Source organism: Sphingobium sp. YBL2 (genome assembly GCF_000943805.1).
GTDB lineage: Bacteria > Pseudomonadota > Alphaproteobacteria > Sphingomonadales > Sphingomonadaceae > Sphingobium > Sphingobium fuliginis.
On record NZ_CP010954.1, the window covers coordinates 1413060 to 1430606 of the forward strand.

Consider the following 17547-nt stretch of genomic DNA (forward strand, 5'->3'; position numbering starts at 1 on the left):
GAAAACGCTGCGAAGCTAATCTGGAGCAGCCGAACCGATCCCACCGGACCGGAATGCGCTCCAGCCGCCGGTTAACAGCGGCCGCGCCCCGCGACAATCAATTCCGCGCAGCGCCGTCCGACAGCGCCGCCGTCTCCACCAGCAGGTCGAGCTGCGCCGTGCATTGATGCGCGATCAGGCCCGATGCCATGCCGTCCAGCCCCGAAGATGCAGGATCGAGCAGTGCGAAGCGGACATCGGCGGCGCGGGAGCCGTCGGTCAGGCGATAGGCCGCGCCGTCCCGCACCGGCGCGGCGACCGGCCAGGCAGCGACCGATTCGCCCGTTCCGAAACTCGCCGTCGCCTGCACGCCCTCGCCGCTGATGCGCACGGTCGCGGGCCTTGCCGCGTCCACGCGCCACAGGCGCACGGCGGCGGGATCGGCGATGCAGAGCGTTCCGGACTGCGAGATGTCCACCATCCAGAGATTGGGCCGACGGGGCGGCGTGGCCGGCGCTTCACCGACGCCGCCGCGCACCGCCCCGGTTCGCGCCCGCCGCACCCGCTTCGTATCCAGCAGGGCGGAGAGCATCACGCCATTGGCCGGCGCTGCGCTGGCGGCGGCGGCCCCATGGAAGCTTCCCGGCCCGCGCAGCGTCCGCGTGCCCCTTGCGTCCAGCAGCGTCACCACATCGCCCGCCTTCAGAACCAGCGACCCGCCATCGGCCAGCTTGCTTCCCGGCCTGTACGTCGCGGCCGATGGACCGGTAGCGCGGACCACCATGGTCTCCGCCGCGGCCTGCGCACCCAGCCCGGCGGCGACACATCCGGCCAATGCGCATTGTACGGCAAGCTTACCCCAGACCATAGCTTCCTCCTTCCCCGACATATTCATAACGATATAGCAGATTGGCGATGGCCGCATCATCCGGATGATGGTTAACCATCGCTTTGAGACGTTCTCGCGCGGCGCTTTGCGCTACGGCATCCTCGCCGTCGAACGCCGCCAGTATTTCGGCCAATGCCGCCCGGTCCTCCACCGGAAATTCAGGCGCGGGCTCGAACAGGTCGACGGGGGTCGAGCGTCCGCGCAGCCGCACCCGTCCCATCGGCCGCCACCAGTCCAGCCCGGACAGCAGCATCGCGTCCCGGCTTACCAGCACAGTGGTTTCCAGCGCCTTGTTCGCCGCTTCCAGCCGGGACGCCGTGTTCATGCTGTCGCCCAGCGCAGTATATTGGATGCGCCCCTCGCCCCCGAAATTGCCGACGATCGCTTCGCCATGGTGCAGCCCGACGCGGGTTCGCCCGATCGGCGGCACGCCCGGCGGCAGATCGCGGCGAAAAGCCTCCCCCGCCTGCCACATCGCATAGGCGGCGAGCGCGGCGTTGCGCCCGTCGTCGGGCCGCGCGATGGGCGCGCCCCAAAAGGCCACCACCGCGTCGCCGACGAATTTGTCGATGGTCCCGCCATGGGCCAGCACCACGTCGCTCAGCATGTCGAGATAGCGGTTCAGCAATTGGGCGACCATTTCCGGCGCGATGGCGTGGCTGAGCTTGGTGAAGCCCTCCAGATCGGTGAACAGGGTGAAGATCTGCCGCTTTTCACCATGTAGCGCGAGCTTCTCCGGCTCCGCCAATATCTGCGCGGCGATGTCGCGGGGCAGATATTTGCCGAGCGCAGCCTGGGCGAAGCGCCGCTGTTGCGAGGTGACGGCCCGCGCCGCCACCCCGATGGCGGTGAAGGCCAGCACCCATCCCAGCACCCAGCCGACGGCCGGCAGTCCCTTGGTGTCCCACCCCCGCGCCTGCAACCAGAGCGGCACACCCGCAATCGCTCCCGCCTGCACTCCCAGCGCGGGAACCAGCGCGAACCAGCGCAATTCCGCCAGGCTGGTGAGCCCCGCCGCACAGATCACCAGCAGCGCGGCCGCCCAGCGCCACCCCTCCGGCACCGCGACCAAGCGCGCGCCATCCAGCAATTGCGCTAACATCGTCGCATGCACTTCCAGCCCGATCATGGTCGACCGGGCTTGCCGCCCCGACAATGGCGTCTCGAACTGGTCGATGTCGACGATGTCGCCGCCGATCAGCACATGCCGTCCGCGCACCATGGCGGCGAGCGCCGGGGCCATGGCGGGATCGGCCAGGGTGTCGATCTGAAGGCTGGGGATCACCGGCTGCTCCGATCCGTCCGCCTGCCTGACCGGCAAACGGAATCGGATCGCGCCGCGATAGTCGCGAAAGGATGGCGAGGGCTGCATCGCCAGCGTCAGCAGGGGCGGTTGGCCCGGCGTGGGAACGGGCCAGCTTCGCGCCACATTGTCGGCATCGGTCTCCAGCCGGATGCTGGCCGGGCGGACTTTCGCCGTCCGCGCCGCCCGCACGAAGCGATCCAGAAATTGCTGTTGCTCGAAGATGATCTGTTCCTGATTGTCGCCCAGATTGGCGTAGCCCAGCCAGACAGGCGTGTGCATGGACCGCAGGACGGAAAGCAGTTCGCCATCCTCGTCCTGCGGCTGGTCGAACAGGATGTCGATGCCGATCGATTTGGCTCCCATGGCATCCATGTTGCGGAGCGCCTGCGCCAGCAGACCCCGGTCCAGCGGCGACCGCTTGCGCGTGGCGATCAGCGTCTGGTCGTCATAGACCACCATCAGGATGCGCCGGTCCTGCGCGACCCGCGGTGCGAAGGTGGCGGCTCGCCAGTCGTAAAGGCCCCTTTCCGCGTCGGCGGTCGGCATTTCCCGCGCCGCGCCGCTGCCGAGCGGCCTGTTCCAGTCCCAACCGGCCAGGAACAGCGCCAGCAGCAGCAGCGCGCAGGTCGCCACCAGCCGCCAGCGGCCCGTGTCCCGCACCAGTCGCGCACCGCGGCGCAGCAGGCCCCGCGTCGGCATGGCGATCAGCGGCGCGCGATCAGCGGACGCGCGCCGTCACCGATGATGGCAAAGCCGGACCAGTAGAAAGGATGCGACGTCTCCGGATCGTCCATCAGCCTGATCTGCGCCGCCCGCAGCGCGTCGGCCACAGGCTGGTCCGCCCCGGCCGCGAACAGGCCGCCCATCAGCCTTTCGGTCGCGCGATAATCCTCCGGCGCCGGCCAGTGGCTGGCGATGACGGCGCGGCTCCCCGCGCCGATGAAGGCGCGCACCAGCCCGTCCAGCGCCCCGCCGCCGCCGGAAAGCCCGGCCGCCCGCGTCGTTTCCACCCCCGCCGCGCCTGCCGTGTCGCAAGCCGACAGCACGACCAGATCGGCATTCAGCCGCAGGTCGAAAATCTCGCTGAACTGCAACAGCCCGTCCGATTTGCCGTCCGGCGCGAAACTGGTGAGCAGGGCGGGCCGGGCCGGGCATCCCGGATGGGGCGGCGTCACCAGCCCATGGGTCGCGAAGTGCAGGATGCGAAAGCGGTCGAGATCGCCGCGCGCCATCACCGCTTCGTCAGTGAAGGCCGCGCCGGTGATCAGTTCGCTGCCCTGCCCGCCAATGGCCTGCGCCGCTTCCCGCAACTCGGTGGCCGGAATCGGCCGGTTCCACTGCTGTGGCGACCAACCGCAATCGTCCCCCGTCCCGTTGGACAGGCTCCCGCGGCTGGAGGCGGCCAGCACCGGCCCTGCCAGCGGCGCATTGTCGCCAAAGCCGATATAGTTCTGCGCCGCGCCGGAGGGCGCAGCCGCCCGCGCATCGCGAAAGGCGCGGGCCGACAGGGCCGTGCTCACCGCATGGTCGCGCCCCAGCCAGTCGACGCCGCGAAAGTCGAACTCGTCGCCCCCGCGGGCCACCCGCGCTTCATAGGCATCCACCCCCGCCTGTCCCGCGACCAGCAGATTGACCGGCAGTTGCAGCATCGCTCCGTCCGGTTCGAAGATCAGGTGCCGCGCCGCCGCCAGCCGCTGCTCCACCGGCCCGAACAGGTCGAGATAGAGGCTGCGCGCCACCGGCAGGTCCAGCGCATAGGTGGTCTGTGCGCCGTTCACGTTGATGGAGATCGTCTCGCGCAGCGCCGCCACCTTGCGCGCCACGTCGGTCGCGCTGGCCGTCAGCCGGTATCCGGTCGCCCCCGCGCCGTCGATCCACAGCGCGTAGAGCGCGTCGCCCAGTTGCGCCAGCTTGTAATAGCCCTCCCCAGGCTTCAGCGTCGCCTGCATTTCGGCCAGCGTCAGCCCCTGCGGGCTGAGGGCGCGATATTGGGGATAAGCTGCCAGCGCGGACAGCGTATTGGCCTGATCGGCCGCGAGTTGGTCGATGTCGGCCTGCGCCCGCGCCATGTCGGGCAGCAGCGCCTCCTGCCGCTCCGCCGCCTGCCGCAATTGCGCAAGCGCGATCCGTCCGCGCTCTATGTCGCGCGAGAGGGAGACCGACTGCCGGAACAGCCGCGCCGCCTCTCCATCCCCGGCGGACAGTTCGCGGCTCAATTGCTCCAGCGTATCGGCAGCGCCGGGCCGCAGCAGCATCTGCGACGCCGCGAACAGATCGGCGGTCAGTTCCGGTCGCGTGGTAATTTCCCGCGTCAACAGGTTGAAATAAGGCTGAAGCTGGTTCGCCATGCCGCTCAGCGTGGCGCGATTCTCCATGGTGGAGGCGACGATGCCGCGATAGATTGTCAGCGCATCCTCATTGCGGCCACGCCGGATGAGGAACGCCCCCAGCCGCGCCCTTGCGCCGTTCAGCGCCACCGTTTCGGGATATTGCGCGCCCAGCAGGGTCAGCGCCTGATTGAGCTGACGCTCAGCCTGCCCATAATCCCCCTGCGCTTCGTAGGTCAGTGCGATCTCACCCAGAAGCTGGGCGCGCAGGCGCGTGATCGACGTGACCCGCCCGTCGCGGATCGCAACCGCGCGCTCCATCGCCTTCGACAGCACGTCCCGTGCGGGTCCCGGCTGGCCCGACAGGCGCAGGATCGTGCCGCGCAACTGCTGCGCCTGCGCGTCGATGATCGCCGCCCGCTCGACCGGGGTCAGCATATTGTCCTGCCGCACGCCCAGCGCGCGGGCCTGCGTCGCCCCGCTGCTCATTTCGGCGGCCACCTCGGGCGGCACGGAAACCCCGCCGTCCCCGTCTGCCGCCACGGTCGCAACGCTGCCAGCCAGGGGACGGTCCAGCATCGCCAACGCGCCGGCCGTATCCTGCCGGTTGATATGGTGCATGGCCTCGAAATTGCGGCGCAGGCGGACTTGCACCGCATCGGCGGTCGTGATCCCGCGGGCTTCCGCGAAGGCCGCGTCGGCCTGATCGAACAGCCCCAGATTGGACAATTGCAGGCCGCGATTGACCAGATATTCATGCGCCCGGTTCGCCCGCTCCGCCGACGTCAGCTTCGCCGCATCGGGATCGCGCGCCAGCCGGTCGGTCAGGCTGTCGAAAAACTCCGCCGCCTCGGCATAATTGCCCGAGGCATTGCGCCGGTAGCCCTCGGCCAGCACGGTCTGCGGGTCCAGCGTCGCGGCCTGCAAGCGGGCGTAACCCGCATCGTTCGTCCCCACCGTCGCAATGTCCACCTTGCCCGGCATGATCCGCCCTGCCATGACGGAGCGCAGCCCCAGGTCCAGGGCGCTTGCATAGGCCGCATAGCCCTGGGCGACATAGACTGTCTTGCCGCGCTCGACAGTCAATATGCGATAGGTGCCGACCGCGCCCGTGCAGTTGCGCATGAGCGCCGCCCCCATGCCGGGCAGGCTGACGCCGCCGGGCGCATTGCACTCGACCGCCATCTTGCGCGACAACGCCAGCCGGTCCAGCAAGCTTGCGTCCCCATCGTCCGAACCGCGCCGCAGCGCATATATCTGTCCCACCGGGCGCGCAGCATCCCGGCACACCAGCGTCCATGCGCGATCGAACATGGTTCGCGCGGCGGGATCGCCGGTGGCGCTCTGCGCCTGGCACAGCGCGCCGCCCTCGCTGCCGATGCGGAAGCTGTCCCTCAACAGCGGACGGTCGCCCGCTGCCTGGGCATGTGCCGCCACAGACAGACTCAAGGCGGCCCACATGGCAGGCCCGCGAACCAACTTCCCCAAAGCGCTCAAAGGCTTGTCCCCCAAACCCCGCCGGATATGTCCGTGCAAGGCCCCCCTTAGCATGATCGGGCCGTCATAACGCCGCCCGATGGTGCGCCGCAAGGCGAAAGGCACCGGGCAAGGCCCTGTTCGCCGCCTCGTTCGAAGGAGTGAGGCAGGGATGTGACAGTTGAGCAAGAATCAATCTTTCCAGCGCAATTTTCATTGCATCATGGGAAAGGCCTGATCTAGATTGTCTCGGCCCAATATTCATGGATGATCGAAGTTGAACAGCCGGCGTCCACAATAACCATAATTGCATGTTCACTACAGGGAGGATGATATGACAAGATTTCCCCGCCATGAATCCGTATTGCGTTTGTCCGCATCATGCCTTGTTCTGGCCCTGTCAGGCCTTTCTACTGCCGCGCTTGCGCAAGCGACCGACAGTTCGTCCGACTGGTCGGGCAATGAGATCATCGTCACTGCGACCAAACGCAATGAATCGATCCAGAATGTTCCCTTTTCCATCAACGCGCAGACCGCCGAAGCCATGCAGCGCATGGGCGCCACCTCGATCGAGGATGTGTCGCGTAGCGTCGCGGGGCTAACCGTCCAGAATCTCGGGCCCGGCCAGAGCCAGGTGTCGGTGCGCGGCGTATCGGCGGGCCAGGTGGTCCGCGACCAGCCGGGCGTCAAGGAACAGGTCGGCGTCTATCTGGACGAATCCGTGATCTCCATGTCGCTGTTCACGCCTGATTTCGACCTGTTCGACCTCGATCGCGTGGAAACGCTGCGCGGACCGCAGGGCACGCTGTTCGGATCGGGCTCGGAGGGCGGCACCGTCCGCTACATCACCAAGCAGCCGAAGCTCGGCCAGACCGAAGGGACGGTGGAGGGCGGCGTCAATGTCCTGAAGGGCGGCGATGTCGGCTATTCGGGCAAGGGCGCGATCAATCTGCCCCTGGGGGAAACGGCGGCGATCCGCGCGGTCGGCTATGCGGAACATTATGCGGGCTTCATCGACGCGATCGGCCCGGCCGCGGGCAAGAACGTCAATGACGGGCGCCGTTATGGCGGGCGCCTCAGCCTGCTCTGGGAGCCCGCGCCGGGCATCAAGCTGACGCCGCGCATCATCTATCAGGACATCAAGACCAACGGCTTCAACCGGGAGGACAGCTATCATCTCTATTATAACGAGCTGATCAGTCCGCTCGACATCCTGCCCGAGCGCACCCAATATCTGAAGCTGCGCGAGGAGTTCCGCGACAAGACCACGCTGGCGGACCTGACGGCGAACATCGATGTGGGATCGGACATCGCGCTGACCTCGATCACCACCTATATCCATCGCGACATCCTCGTCAGCCGCGATGCGTCGGCGCTAACCGGATCGGTGTCCATCACGCCCTTCGTTGACAGATTCAGCGCCGATCCCGCCATCGCCAATCTGCCCTCAAACCTGCGCGACACGACCAAGCTTGAACAATGGACGCAGGAACTGCGCCTCGCCTCGACCGGGGCTGGCCCGTTCCAATGGGTGATCGGCGGGTTTTACAGCCATGTAGACCGCGACTATGCCCAGCGGCTCCCGACCCCCGGCTACGACGCGTTCATCGACGCGGCGCTCGGTGCAGGGACTTCGGCAGGGGCAGCCAATGGCTTCCCGCTCAACTCGCCCTATAATGCCGATATACCCTACATCATCAAACAATATGCTGCCTTCGGCGAGGCGAGCTACAAGCTGGGTCAGTTCAAGCTGACCGCGGGCGGACGCTATTATGACTTTAGCGAAAAGCGCGATTTCAAGACCGGCGGCGTCTTCCCCAATGGCGATAACCGCGTGGGCGACAAGACCGGTTCCACCGGCTTCTCCCCCCGCTTCATCGCCAGTTATGAGGCCAATCGCGACCTGACCTTCAACGTCCAGGCGTCCAAGGGCTTTCGCCTCGGCGGCGTCAACGATCCGCTGAACCTGCCACTTTGCGATGGCGGCGCGACCGGGCCGGATGCGGCCACCTATGGCAACCGGCCGACCTTCGACGACGAAACGCTGTGGAACTATGAAGCCGGGGTGAAGGCGTCGGGCGGCGGCGTCACCTTCAACGCGGCGGTGTTCTACAACGACATCAAGAACCTTCAGGTCACGGCGGATGCGGGAAGCTGCTCCTCGCGCATCCTCTTCAACGTGCCGAAGGCGCATACGGCGGGCCTGGAAGCGGAACTGAGCGCCCGCGTCTCCCCCAATCTCGACCTGTCGCTGAGCGGCAGCTACATCGACTCGGAAATCGACAGCAACGTCACCGACGCGGGCGGCGCGATCATCGCCGGCATCCGCAAGGGCAACCGCCTGCCCACCGTGCCGAAGTTCCAGATGGCGGCGGCGGCAACCTATACGGCGGAAGTCGCGCCGGAAACCGACTGGTCCTTCACCGCCAGCTTCCAGCATGTGGGCGACCGCTATACCCAGCTTGCCGATCAGGAACCGGGCGCGGGCAGCTTCCCCAATTCCATCTATTATGATCCGGCCACAGGCGCCTATGGCACCGGCGCCTTCGACTTCGGCTCCTACAGGCTCGGCGCCTATAATCTGGTCAACCTGTCGACCGGCATTAGCTGGAACAGCGGCCTGTCGGTCACGCTCTACGTCAACAATCTGTTCGACGAGAATGCGCTTTACTCGCTGGACCGCGAGCGCGGCGGCCGGGGACGGCTGGGCTATAATATCGGCACCCCGCGCAAGATCGGCGTGACTGTCCGCAAGGACTTCTAGAACCGCCTCCACCCGGGACGCCGGAAGCGAAGCCGCTTCCGGCGTCCTTTTTTGGGCGATACAGCCGGCCGATCCGCCGCTATGGTCGCCGGGTGATCGAGACTGGGACTGTCGTTGCGCAGGGAATGCGCTTTATCGAGGGCGGCGCCTTCGCCATGGGCTCGGACCGTTTCTATCCGGAGGAAGCGCCGGTCCGGCAGGTCCGCGTGGACGGCTTCTGGATCGACGAGACGCCCGTCACCAACCGGCAGTTCGCGCAGTTCGTGGAAGCCACCGGCTATCGCACCGCCGCGGAGACCGCGCCGGACCCCAGGGATTATCCCGGCATGGCGCCTGAAATGGCGCGCGCCGGATCGCTGCTGTTCCAGCGCACGGCGACGCCGGTGGAGCTGGGCGACTTCAGCCAATGGTGGCAGTTCAGCTTCGGCACCGACTGGCGTCACCCCCATGGCCCTGACAGCAATCTGGACGAGCTTTGGGATCATCCGGTCGTCCACATCGTCTTCCAGGATGCGGAGGCCTATGCCCGCTGGGCAGGCAAGGCGCTGCCGACCGAGGCGGAATGGGAATTCGCGGCGCGCGGCGGGCTGGATGGCGCGGACTATGGCTGGGGCGACGAGCTTGCGCCGGGCGGAGCGATGCTGGCGAATTACTGGCAGGGCATGTTCCCCTACAGCAATCTGCTGGAGGACGGCTATGAACGGACCTCCCCGGTCCGGACCTATGCGCCCAATGGCTATGGGCTCTACGACATGATCGGCAATGTCTGGGAATGGACCGCCGACTGGTATGCCCCGCCCAGGATCGAGCGCAAGGCGAAGGGAAGTTGTTGCGTTCCGGCGAACCCGCGCGGCGGCACGAAGCGGGAAAGCCTGGACCCCGCCAATCCGCATGTGCCGATCCCGCGAAAAGTGCTGAAGGGCGGTTCCCATCTCTGCGCGCCCAGCTATTGCCAGCGCTATCGCCCCGCCGCCCGACACCCTCAGGCGGTGGACAGTTCCACCAGCCATATCGGCTTTCGCTGCATCGTCCGCGAGCCGCGGCCCTGATTATCCAAGAACGGAAAAGACGTCATGCTCAACATGCCCTGGGACCAGCCCGCCACCATGATCGACCTGGACGGCAAGGCGCCGATCATCGGCACGATCCGCGATTGCGCCCAGCATTTCGCGATCTTCAAACCCCATGCGAAGGAACAGGCGCGCATCCTGCTGACCCAGCCCGTCCATCGCGAAGGCCGCAAGACGCGGACCTGGGTGCTGGAGCCCTGGGAGATCGAAAAGCTGGTCGAGCGGATGAAGGCGGAGGTACATTGAATTTGCGCCGGATTTGATAAGGACCATGCTCCTGCACAGGCAGGAGCATCCAGCGTTTCCGGGATTTCAGACCGCGCCGCCCAATGCCTTGACCAACGCAACGCTCGCCCGCATCCGCTGCGTCTCCACCGACAGCAGCGCGCGTTGCGCCTCCAGCGCGTCGGTCTGCGCCGTCACCACCTCCAGATAATCCGACGCCCCATCCCGATAGCGGGTCAGCGCCAGCTCACTCGTCCGCCCTGCCGCCGCGGCCGCGCTGCGCTGGTTCACCGCCTGATCGGCCAGATGCCGGTTCGCGGCGATCGCATCCTCTACCTGCCGGAACGCCCCCAGCACCGTCTCCCGATAGCCCGCGCTCACCTCTTCATATTCCGCGCGGGACATCTTCACCTCAGCCCTCCGCCGACCGCCGTCGAACAGCGCCAGCACCGCCGAAGCCGGTCCCAACCCCCAGAAACTGCTGGGCTTGCTGAACAACTCGCCATGCGTCGTTTGATACCCGCCGGACAACCCCAGGGTCAGCGTCGGGAAAAAGGCCGCCCTCGCCACGCCGATCCGCGCATTGGCCGCAAACATCCGTCGCTCCGCCGCCGCAATATCCGGCCGTCGCTGCAACAGCTCCGAAGGCGCGCCCGCCGGCAATGGAGGCGCGCCGAGAGGCTGCACCCGCACCGGGACGGAGAAGTCGGACGCCACCGCCCCCACCAGCGCAGCAATCTCATGCTCGGTCGCCGCCCGCTCATTGGCGACGGCGGAAATCTGCGCCTGCGCATTATCCAGCACGGTCTTGGCACGATTGACGTCGATCCCGGAGGCGATGCCGCCATCATGCCGCGTTGCCGTCAGTCGATAGGCCTTGCCGAATGCCTCCACCGTCTGGCGCAGCAATTCCGCCTCTGCGTCCAGCCCGCGCAACCGCGCATAGGCGTCCGCCACCGCCGCCTGAAGGCTGAGCCGCGCGGAGGCCAGATCGGCCTCGCTGGCCCGCGCATCCGCTCGCGCCGCCCTCACGCCGTTGCGGATGCGGCCCCAGAGGTCGAGTTCATAGTCCAGCGTGGCCCCCACGGAAAAATCATCATAGGTCGGCGCCGTTCCATTGCCGCCGAAACGCCTTCCGGACAGCCTCTGACGGCTGGCATCGCCCCCTGCATTCACCTGCGGGAACAGGTCCGCCCTCTCGATTCGCGCCGCCGCCCGCGCCTGGTCATAGCGCGCAAGGGCGGCCGCCAGCGTCGGACTCGCCTGCTCCGCCCGCGCCTCCAGATCGTTCAGCACGGGATCGCCAAAGGCCTCCCACCATTTGCCGCGCGACGCCTGGTCCATCGGCGTCGCCGCCGTCCAACCCTCAGCCTCCTTGAACGCCTGCGGCACGGCGGTGGCAGGCGGCCGGTAGGCTGGCGCCATCGAGCATCCCGCCAGCCCTGCCAGCAACAGGGCCGCCGCCCCGCGATCAACCCCCATGGGCAGCACCCTTGGCGGCGGCCTGGACATGCACCTTGTCGCCGCTGCGGATCGCATCGGGCGGCGTGTCGATGACCCGGTCGGTCGGCAGGACGCCACCCGACAGCAGCACGACATTGCCTTCGTCCCGCGCGATCGTGACGGGCTTGACGGTCACGCGGCCGTCCCGGCCCACCACCGCCACGGTCGGCCCGTCATTGCCATAGAGGATCGCGCTGCCCGGCAGGGTCGCGCCATTGCCCGATCCCGTCGGCACCTTGAAGCGGACCTGCGCATAGGCGCCCGGCTTCAGCGCCCCGTCGCGATTGTCCGCCTGCAATTGCACCAGCACCGCGCCCGACTGGGCATCGACGGCGCCCGAACTGCTGGTCAGGGTCGCGTCGAAGCTGCGCCCGGGATATTCCGGCAGGGTCAGCGTCGCCGCCATTCCCGGTCTGATGGCCGCCGAATAGCCTTGCGGCACCCGCACATAGATACGCATGCGATGCGTGTCGGACACGGTGAACAAGGGCTGGGCCGCCGCATTGCCCGCCACCACCAGCGCGCCGATCTGCGCCGACCGGCTCGTCACGACACCGCTGAACGGCGCGGACAGACGGGTGAAGCCCTGCAAGGCCTGCAAGCGCTTCACATTGGCGAGCGCCGCATTGGACAGGGCCCTGCGCGCGGCAAGATCGCCGGCCTTCTCATCCGCCTCCTGCCGCGAGACGGCGTCCTGCGCGAGCATGGAGGCCCAGCGCTTCGACGTGGTGGCGGCCAGCCGTTCATTGGCGAGCGCGGTCTGATAATCGGCCTGCGCCTGTGCGAGCTGCTGGTCCACCTCCGGCGCGTCCAATATGGCGAGCGGCTGCCCAGCCCCGACATGATCGCCTATATCGGCCAGCCACCGCCGCACATAGCCATTGGTCCGGGCAAAGATCGCCGCGCTGTTATAGGCCTGGACATTGCCCGGCAGCACCAATGCGTCGCCTTCGCCACCGGCGGACGGCATCATCACCGAGACGGTGGGAATGGATGCGTCGGCAGCGACCTGCCTCAGTTCATTGGTCGCGCTGATCCGCGACGCCACGCCGATGCCGACGATGGCGACCGCGACGACCGCCGCGCCGATCCCTACCCGCTTCAACGTGCGGCTATCGGGTCCTTGCGCCTCGGGATTTTCGATGGGGTTGTGCTCAGACATGGCTCGGCTGCATTTCCAGGGAAGGCGCCTTCTGCCCATGCTTGCGATGGACAAAGGCGAATATGGTGGGAACGAAGAACAGGGTGGCGACCGTCGCGCAGATCAGGCCGCCGATGACCGCCCGGCCCAGCGGCGCATTCTGCTCGCCGCCGTCGCCCAGCCCCAGCGCCATCGGGCCCATGCCGATGATCATCGCAAGGGCGGTCATCAGCACCGGTCGGAACCGGACCATCCCCGCCTCCAGCGCGGCCTTGCCGGCGTCGCCCAGTTCGGCGAGCTTCTCCCGCGCGAAGCTGACGACCAGGATGGAGTTGGCGGTCGCCACGCCCATGCACATGATCGCGCCCGTCAGCGCGGGCACGGACAGCGTCGTACCGGTGGTGAACAGCATCCAAACGATTCCCGCCAGCGCCGCCGGCAGGGCCGTGATGATCACGAAGGGATCGACCCAGCTCTGGAAGTTGACGACGATCAGCAGGTAGATCAGCACGATGGCCCCCGCCAGCCCCCATCCCAGCCCGGAAAAGGCCGTGTTCATCGTCGCATATTGGCCGCGGATGGTGACGGTCGTCCCCTTGGGCAGTTCCTTCTCCAGCGACCGGATCGCCCGCTGCACATCCCGGGCGACCGCACCCAGGTCACGCCCCTGCGTCGTCGCGAAGATGTCCAGCACGGGCGCAATGTCATAGTGACTGACGACGGGCACGGTGTTGGACCGCTTGATCGTGGCCAGCCCGCCCAGCGGCTGAACCGAGGCGCCCGCCGCGCTGCCCGACACCGGCACATTGCTAAGGTCGCTCATGGAGCCCACCAGATATTCCGGCGCCTGCGCCACGACTGGATATTGCACGCCGTTTTCCGGGTTCACGAAGAAGACGGGCGCGGTCTGCGACGTGCCTGCAAGCTGGCTTGCCAGGCTGGTCGTCACGTCCCGCTCCGACAGGCCATATTGCCCGACGCGCGAGCGATCGACCTCGACATCGAGCTGCGGCGAGTGCGCCGGCTGCTGGATGCGGGCGTCGGCCAGTCCCGAAATGGTGGCCATCTTCGCCAGCAGCTTCTGCGCATAGGCGCGATTGACGTCGGCGTTCTTGCCCGCGATCTGCACGTCGATGGGCGCGGGCGCGCCGAAGTTCAGGATCTGGCTGGTGATGTCGGCCGGCAGGAAGGCGAAGCCGGTGCCGGGGAAGCGGCGCGGCAGCTCCCGCCGCAGGGTGGCGACGATCTCGTCCGTCGGCCGATGACCTTTGGTCAGCGCGATCAGCATGTCGCCATCCTGCGGGCCGATGGTGCCGCTATTATTGTAGATGGCGTTGATGCCGCTGACCGGCAGGCCGATATTGTCCGTGATGGAGGCGAGTTCCTCCGCCGGGATCAGTGAGCGGACTTCCCGCGCGATGCGGTCGAAGCGGGCGGCGCTGTCTTCGATCCGGGCGCCCACCGGCACGCGCACATGCATCGCGATCTGCCCTGAATCGACCGAGGGGAAGAAGTTGCTGCCCAGCATCGGCAACAGCCCGAAGGACAGCAGAACGACGGCCATGAAGCCGAGCAGGAAGGGCTTGCGCGCATTCAGCGCCCGGTGCAGCAGCCCGACATAGCCGCGCCTTATCCTTTCGAAGCGCCGTTCGAACCCGCGCTGGAAGCGGACCAGCGGATTGCGCGAAGCAGGCGCCCCGGCCATATGCGCGTCGCCCTGTTCGACATGAGGCCGCAGCAGATACATGGCCATGGTCGGCACCAGCGTCCGCGACAGGATGAAGGATGCGATCATCGCGAACACGACGGAAAGCGCCATCGGCACGAACAGGAATCCGGCGACCCCCGGCAGGAAGAACATCGGCACGAACACGATGCAGATGCACAGCAGCGACACGAAGGCGGGCGTCACGATCTGCGCCGCGCCGTCCAGTATCGCCTCGATCACGCCCTTGCCCTGCTCCAGATGCCAGTTGATATTCTCTATGGTCACGGTGGCGTCGTCGACCAATATGCCGACCGCCAGCGCCAGCCCGCCCAGCGTCATGACGTTCAGCGTCTGGCCGAAGGCAGCCAGCGCCGCGACCGCCGCCAGGATCGCAAGCGGGATCGACAGCGCGATGATCACCGTCGAGCGCCAGGAGCCCAGGAACAGCAGGATCATCAGGGACGTCAGCGCCGCCGCGATGGCGCCTTCGTGAATGACGCCTTCCACCGCCGCCTTCACGAACAGCGACTGGTCGCCGATGGGCAATATCTTCAGGCTGTCCGGCAGGCCCGCCGCGATCTGGGGCAGCTTTTCCTTGACGCCGTCCACGATCGCCAGGGTGGAGGTGGCGCCGTTCTTGAGGATGGTCAGCAGCACGGACCGGCTGCCCTCGACATGCACGATATTCTGCTGCGGCCCGCTGCCGTCGCGGACATGCGCGACGTCGCGCATCGTGATGGTCGCGCCGTTGACCACCTTGACGGGCAGGCCGTTCAGCGCCTCTATGGAGGAAGGCGCATTGTTCAGCTTCACGCTGTACTGGGTTTCCCCGATCTTGACGAAACCGGCCGGATTGATCTGGTTCTGCGCCGCGATCGCCGCACCCACATCCTGCGCCGACAGCCCCTTGGACTGAAGCGCCAGCGGATTGAGGTCGATCTGCACCTGCCGCTGCTTGCCGCCCGAGGGGAAAGGCATGGCAAGGCCGGGGACCGTGATCAGCGGCGGGCGGACCTGGTTCATCCCCATGTCGAACAGCTGCTGTTCCGACAGCCCCTTGCCCGACAGGGCGAGCTGGAGGATCGGCACGGTCGACGCGCTGTAATTCAGGACAAGCGGCGGCGTGATCCCCGGCGGCATCTGGCGCAACACGGTCTGCGACACCGACGTCACCTGCGCGGTCGCGGTGCGGATGTCGGCGCCCGGCTGGAAATAGATTTTGATGATGCCGATGCCCTGAAGCGACTGGCTCTCGATATGTTCGATGTCGTTGACCGTGGTGGTCAGCACGCGCTCATAGGGATTGACGATGCGGTTGGCCATGTCCTCCGGCGACAGGCCCGCATATTGCCAGGCGACCGCCACCACGGGAATGCGGATGTTGGGAAAGATGTCGACCGGCGTTCGCGCCGCCGCCAGCACCCCCGCGATCGCGATCAGGATCGCCATCACGATGAAGGTGAGCGGACGATGCAGGGCAACCTTGACGATACCGATCATTCACGACTCCACGGATGCGCCGCCGGATGATCCCCGCAGCACATGACGATACAACCTCTCCAGATATTTTCGCCGCCTGATACCAGAGACGAAGCGCGCCAGGAAATGCGCATATCGTTTGCCGCATTTCCGGCCGTCGCCAGAAAGACGGCCAGCGCGGAAATGCTCCAGGACGCGTGGGGGCTTCGTTGGGGGCGAGGCGAATTTCCACACATCCTAGAATGCGACGGCATCCCCGGCCATGGCGGAGTGCTGCGGCAATGAGGGGGCATAGCCCGCGGACCTCCGCCGGCCAGCCGGGAGACGCCGCCACATTCGAAGCCGGCCATGCGCCCTTGGACATTCTGCGTCTAATATATAATATGGCATGATCGATATGTTGAGCGACATGATCCATGGACCTTCGCCATCTCCGCTATTTTCTGTGCGTCGCTGAGGAGATGCATTTCGGCCGCGCGGCGCTGCGCCTCGGCATATCGCAGCCGCCGCTCAGCCAGCAGATCCGTGCTCTGGAGGAGGAACTGGGCGTCCGCCTGTTCGACCGCACCAGCCGCAGGGTGCGATTGACGGAGGCCGGCCGGCTGTTCGAGCCTGAAGCGCGCCGGACCCTTGCCCAGGCGGACCGCGCCGCACAGATCGCGCGCATGGCCCAAAGGGCGGAGATCGGGCGGCTGGGGCTGGGCTTCACCACTTCCGGCCCCTTCGTGCCTCCGGTGGCGCGGGCGCTCTACCGCTTCCGCCAGACCTATCCCGATGTCGAACTGATCCTGCGCGAACAAGGGCGCGACGAGCAGGTGGAGAGCGTGGCGAGCCGTCAGCTCGACCTTGGCATCGTGCGTAATTTCGAGGCGCCGGCGCTGCCCGAAGGCATGCTGTCCCGATGCCTGCTCAAGGAAGAGATGGTGCTGGCCCTGCGCGCCGATCATCCGCTGGCGCTGCGCCCTGCCCCGCCACGCATCGCTGACCTTTCCGACGAGCCGCTGGTGCTCTATGGCGCGCCCAATGGGACGGGGTTCACGGAGCATTTCCAGGCCCTGTGCGCGGAAGCAGGGTTCGTCCCGAAAATCTCGCATGAGGCCCGCAGCCTCGCGACCCTGCTGGGCCTTGTCGCGGCCGGCTTCGGCCCCACGGTGATTGCCGGTTCGATGGCGCGGCTGCACGTCGACAATGTGATCAACCGCCCGTTCGACGTGCCGGTCATGAGCGCGCTCTGGCTGATCCATCATGAGGATCTGTCACCGACCGGCCAGGCCTTTCTGAAGACCCTGCTGGAAGAACGCCATTTGTAGGAGTTAATTCAGGAAACATCTTCTGCTCAAGCCTCCTCTTCCCATTCCCCGTTCCAGCCTCTATGCATGGCCGCCGAAGGGTGGTTTCGACCGACCTTCATGATCGCGCCGGTGCCCTCCCAAGGGGCTTAATAGGGAATGCGGTGATGAATCCGCGGCTGTCCCTGCAACTGTAAGCGGCGAGCGAGACGCATAGCGATCCCCCGGAAGCGCCGGAGGATCAGCCACTGGGCCGGACGCTAAATCATGCGAGGCCTGGGAAGGCCATGCGCCAAGCTATGACCCGCGAGCCAGGAAACCTGCCTGCGTCTGGTCGCTCTTGCCTTGGTCCAGGGGATGGCCACGGCACGGTCCTCCGTCTGAGCGACGC

10 protein-coding genes and 1 riboswitch are annotated in these 17547 nt (G+C 66.8%); of the genes, 4 read left to right on the plus strand and 6 right to left on the minus strand.

The annotated features are described in order from the left end of the window. Positions 1-97: 97 nt before the first annotated feature. From TZ53_RS06635 to TZ53_RS06645, 3 genes are read right to left on the minus strand one after another with little or no spacing between them, the layout of a single operon-like run. Entirely contained in the window at positions 98-847 is a 750-nt protein-coding gene (locus tag TZ53_RS06635; protein ID WP_044660785.1) for a hypothetical protein, read from the minus strand. Further along, a complete protein-coding gene (locus tag TZ53_RS06640) occupies positions 834-2873 on the minus strand; it encodes an adenylate/guanylate cyclase domain-containing protein (RefSeq protein ID WP_044660786.1) in 2040 nt (679 codons plus the stop codon). The genes TZ53_RS06635 and TZ53_RS06640 overlap by 14 nt, the downstream gene beginning before the upstream one ends. Positions 2874-2878: 5 nt before the next feature. Next, positions 2879-5950 carry a CHAT domain-containing protein gene (locus TZ53_RS06645; RefSeq protein ID WP_044662912.1) on the minus strand — a complete coding sequence of 1024 codons (3072 nt, stop codon included), beginning with the start codon at positions 5948-5950 and terminating at the stop codon, positions 2879-2881. A gap of 361 nt (positions 5951-6311) precedes the next feature. Between TZ53_RS06645 and TZ53_RS06650 the strand changes: the two genes are divergently transcribed. The 3 genes from TZ53_RS06650 to TZ53_RS06660 all read left to right on the plus strand — a co-directional run bounded on the left by TZ53_RS06650 (position 6312) and on the right by TZ53_RS06660 (position 10057). Further along, positions 6312-8741 carry a TonB-dependent receptor gene (locus TZ53_RS06650; RefSeq protein ID WP_044660787.1) on the plus strand — a complete coding sequence of 810 codons (2430 nt, stop codon included), beginning with the start codon at positions 6312-6314 and terminating at the stop codon, positions 8739-8741. 125 nt (positions 8742-8866) lie between these two features. Next, positions 8867-9790 carry a formylglycine-generating enzyme family protein gene (locus tag TZ53_RS06655; protein ID WP_044660788.1) on the plus strand — a complete coding sequence of 308 codons (924 nt, stop codon included), beginning with the start codon at positions 8867-8869 and terminating at the stop codon, positions 9788-9790. Positions 9791-9814: 24 nt separating this feature from the next. Beyond that, the gene (locus tag TZ53_RS06660; RefSeq protein WP_025546665.1) at positions 9815-10057 is read left to right on the plus strand and encodes a hypothetical protein; all 243 of its coding nucleotides are present in this window, start codon (positions 9815-9817) and stop codon (positions 10055-10057) included. A 66-nt stretch (positions 10058-10123) separates the two neighbouring features. Here the strand turns inward: TZ53_RS06660 and TZ53_RS06665 are convergent, their stop codons facing one another. Genes TZ53_RS06665 through TZ53_RS06675 form a run of 3 tightly spaced genes read right to left on the minus strand, consistent with a single transcriptional unit; the run spans position 10124 to position 15888 of the window. Further along, positions 10124-11518, minus strand: coding sequence for an efflux transporter outer membrane subunit (locus TZ53_RS06665; protein WP_044660789.1), 1395 nt, complete (start codon positions 11516-11518; stop codon positions 10124-10126). Further along, positions 11508-12701 (minus strand): efflux RND transporter periplasmic adaptor subunit, encoded by a 1194-nt coding sequence (locus tag TZ53_RS06670; protein WP_044660790.1) that lies wholly within the window; start codon positions 12699-12701, stop codon positions 11508-11510. Before TZ53_RS06670 ends, TZ53_RS06665 begins: the two co-directional genes overlap by 11 nt. Continuing rightward, the gene (locus TZ53_RS06675; protein ID WP_044660791.1) at positions 12694-15888 is read right to left on the minus strand and encodes an efflux RND transporter permease subunit; all 3195 of its coding nucleotides are present in this window, start codon (positions 15886-15888) and stop codon (positions 12694-12696) included. The genes TZ53_RS06670 and TZ53_RS06675 overlap by 8 nt, the downstream gene beginning before the upstream one ends. Before the next feature lie 395 nt (positions 15889-16283). On the opposite strand from TZ53_RS06675, the gene TZ53_RS06685 reads away from it, so the two are divergent. Then, positions 16284-17177, plus strand: coding sequence for a LysR substrate-binding domain-containing protein (locus TZ53_RS06685; RefSeq protein WP_044660793.1), 894 nt, complete (start codon positions 16284-16286; stop codon positions 17175-17177). Between the two features lie 92 nt (positions 17178-17269). Beyond that, a riboswitch (cobalamin riboswitch) is annotated at positions 17270-17498 on the plus strand. Positions 17499-17547: the final 49 nt, after the last annotated feature.

Excerpts from the sequence above, each read along its gene's own strand:
- TZ53_RS06635 (WP_044660785.1), bottom strand. The coding sequence starts at position 847 with ATGGTCTGGGGTAAGCTTGCCGTACAATGCGCATTGGCCGGATGTGTC.
- TZ53_RS06640 (WP_044660786.1), bottom strand. The coding sequence starts at position 2,873 with ATGCCGACGCGGGGCCTGCTGCGCCGCGGTGCGCGACTGGTGCGGGAC.
- TZ53_RS06650 (WP_044660787.1), top strand. The coding sequence starts at position 6,312 with ATGACAAGATTTCCCCGCCATGAATCCGTATTGCGTTTGTCCGCATCA.
- TZ53_RS06655 (WP_044660788.1), top strand. The coding sequence starts at position 8,867 with ATGCGCTTTATCGAGGGCGGCGCCTTCGCCATGGGCTCGGACCGTTTC.
- TZ53_RS06660 (WP_025546665.1), top strand. The coding sequence starts at position 9,815 with ATGCTCAACATGCCCTGGGACCAGCCCGCCACCATGATCGACCTGGAC.
- TZ53_RS06665 (WP_044660789.1), bottom strand. The coding sequence starts at position 11,518 with ATGGGGGTTGATCGCGGGGCGGCGGCCCTGTTGCTGGCAGGGCTGGCG.
- TZ53_RS06670 (WP_044660790.1), bottom strand. The coding sequence starts at position 12,701 with ATGTCTGAGCACAACCCCATCGAAAATCCCGAGGCGCAAGGACCCGAT.
- TZ53_RS06675 (WP_044660791.1), bottom strand. The coding sequence starts at position 15,888 with ATGATCGGTATCGTCAAGGTTGCCCTGCATCGTCCGCTCACCTTCATC.
- TZ53_RS06685 (WP_044660793.1), top strand. The coding sequence starts at position 16,284 with ATGGACCTTCGCCATCTCCGCTATTTTCTGTGCGTCGCTGAGGAGATG.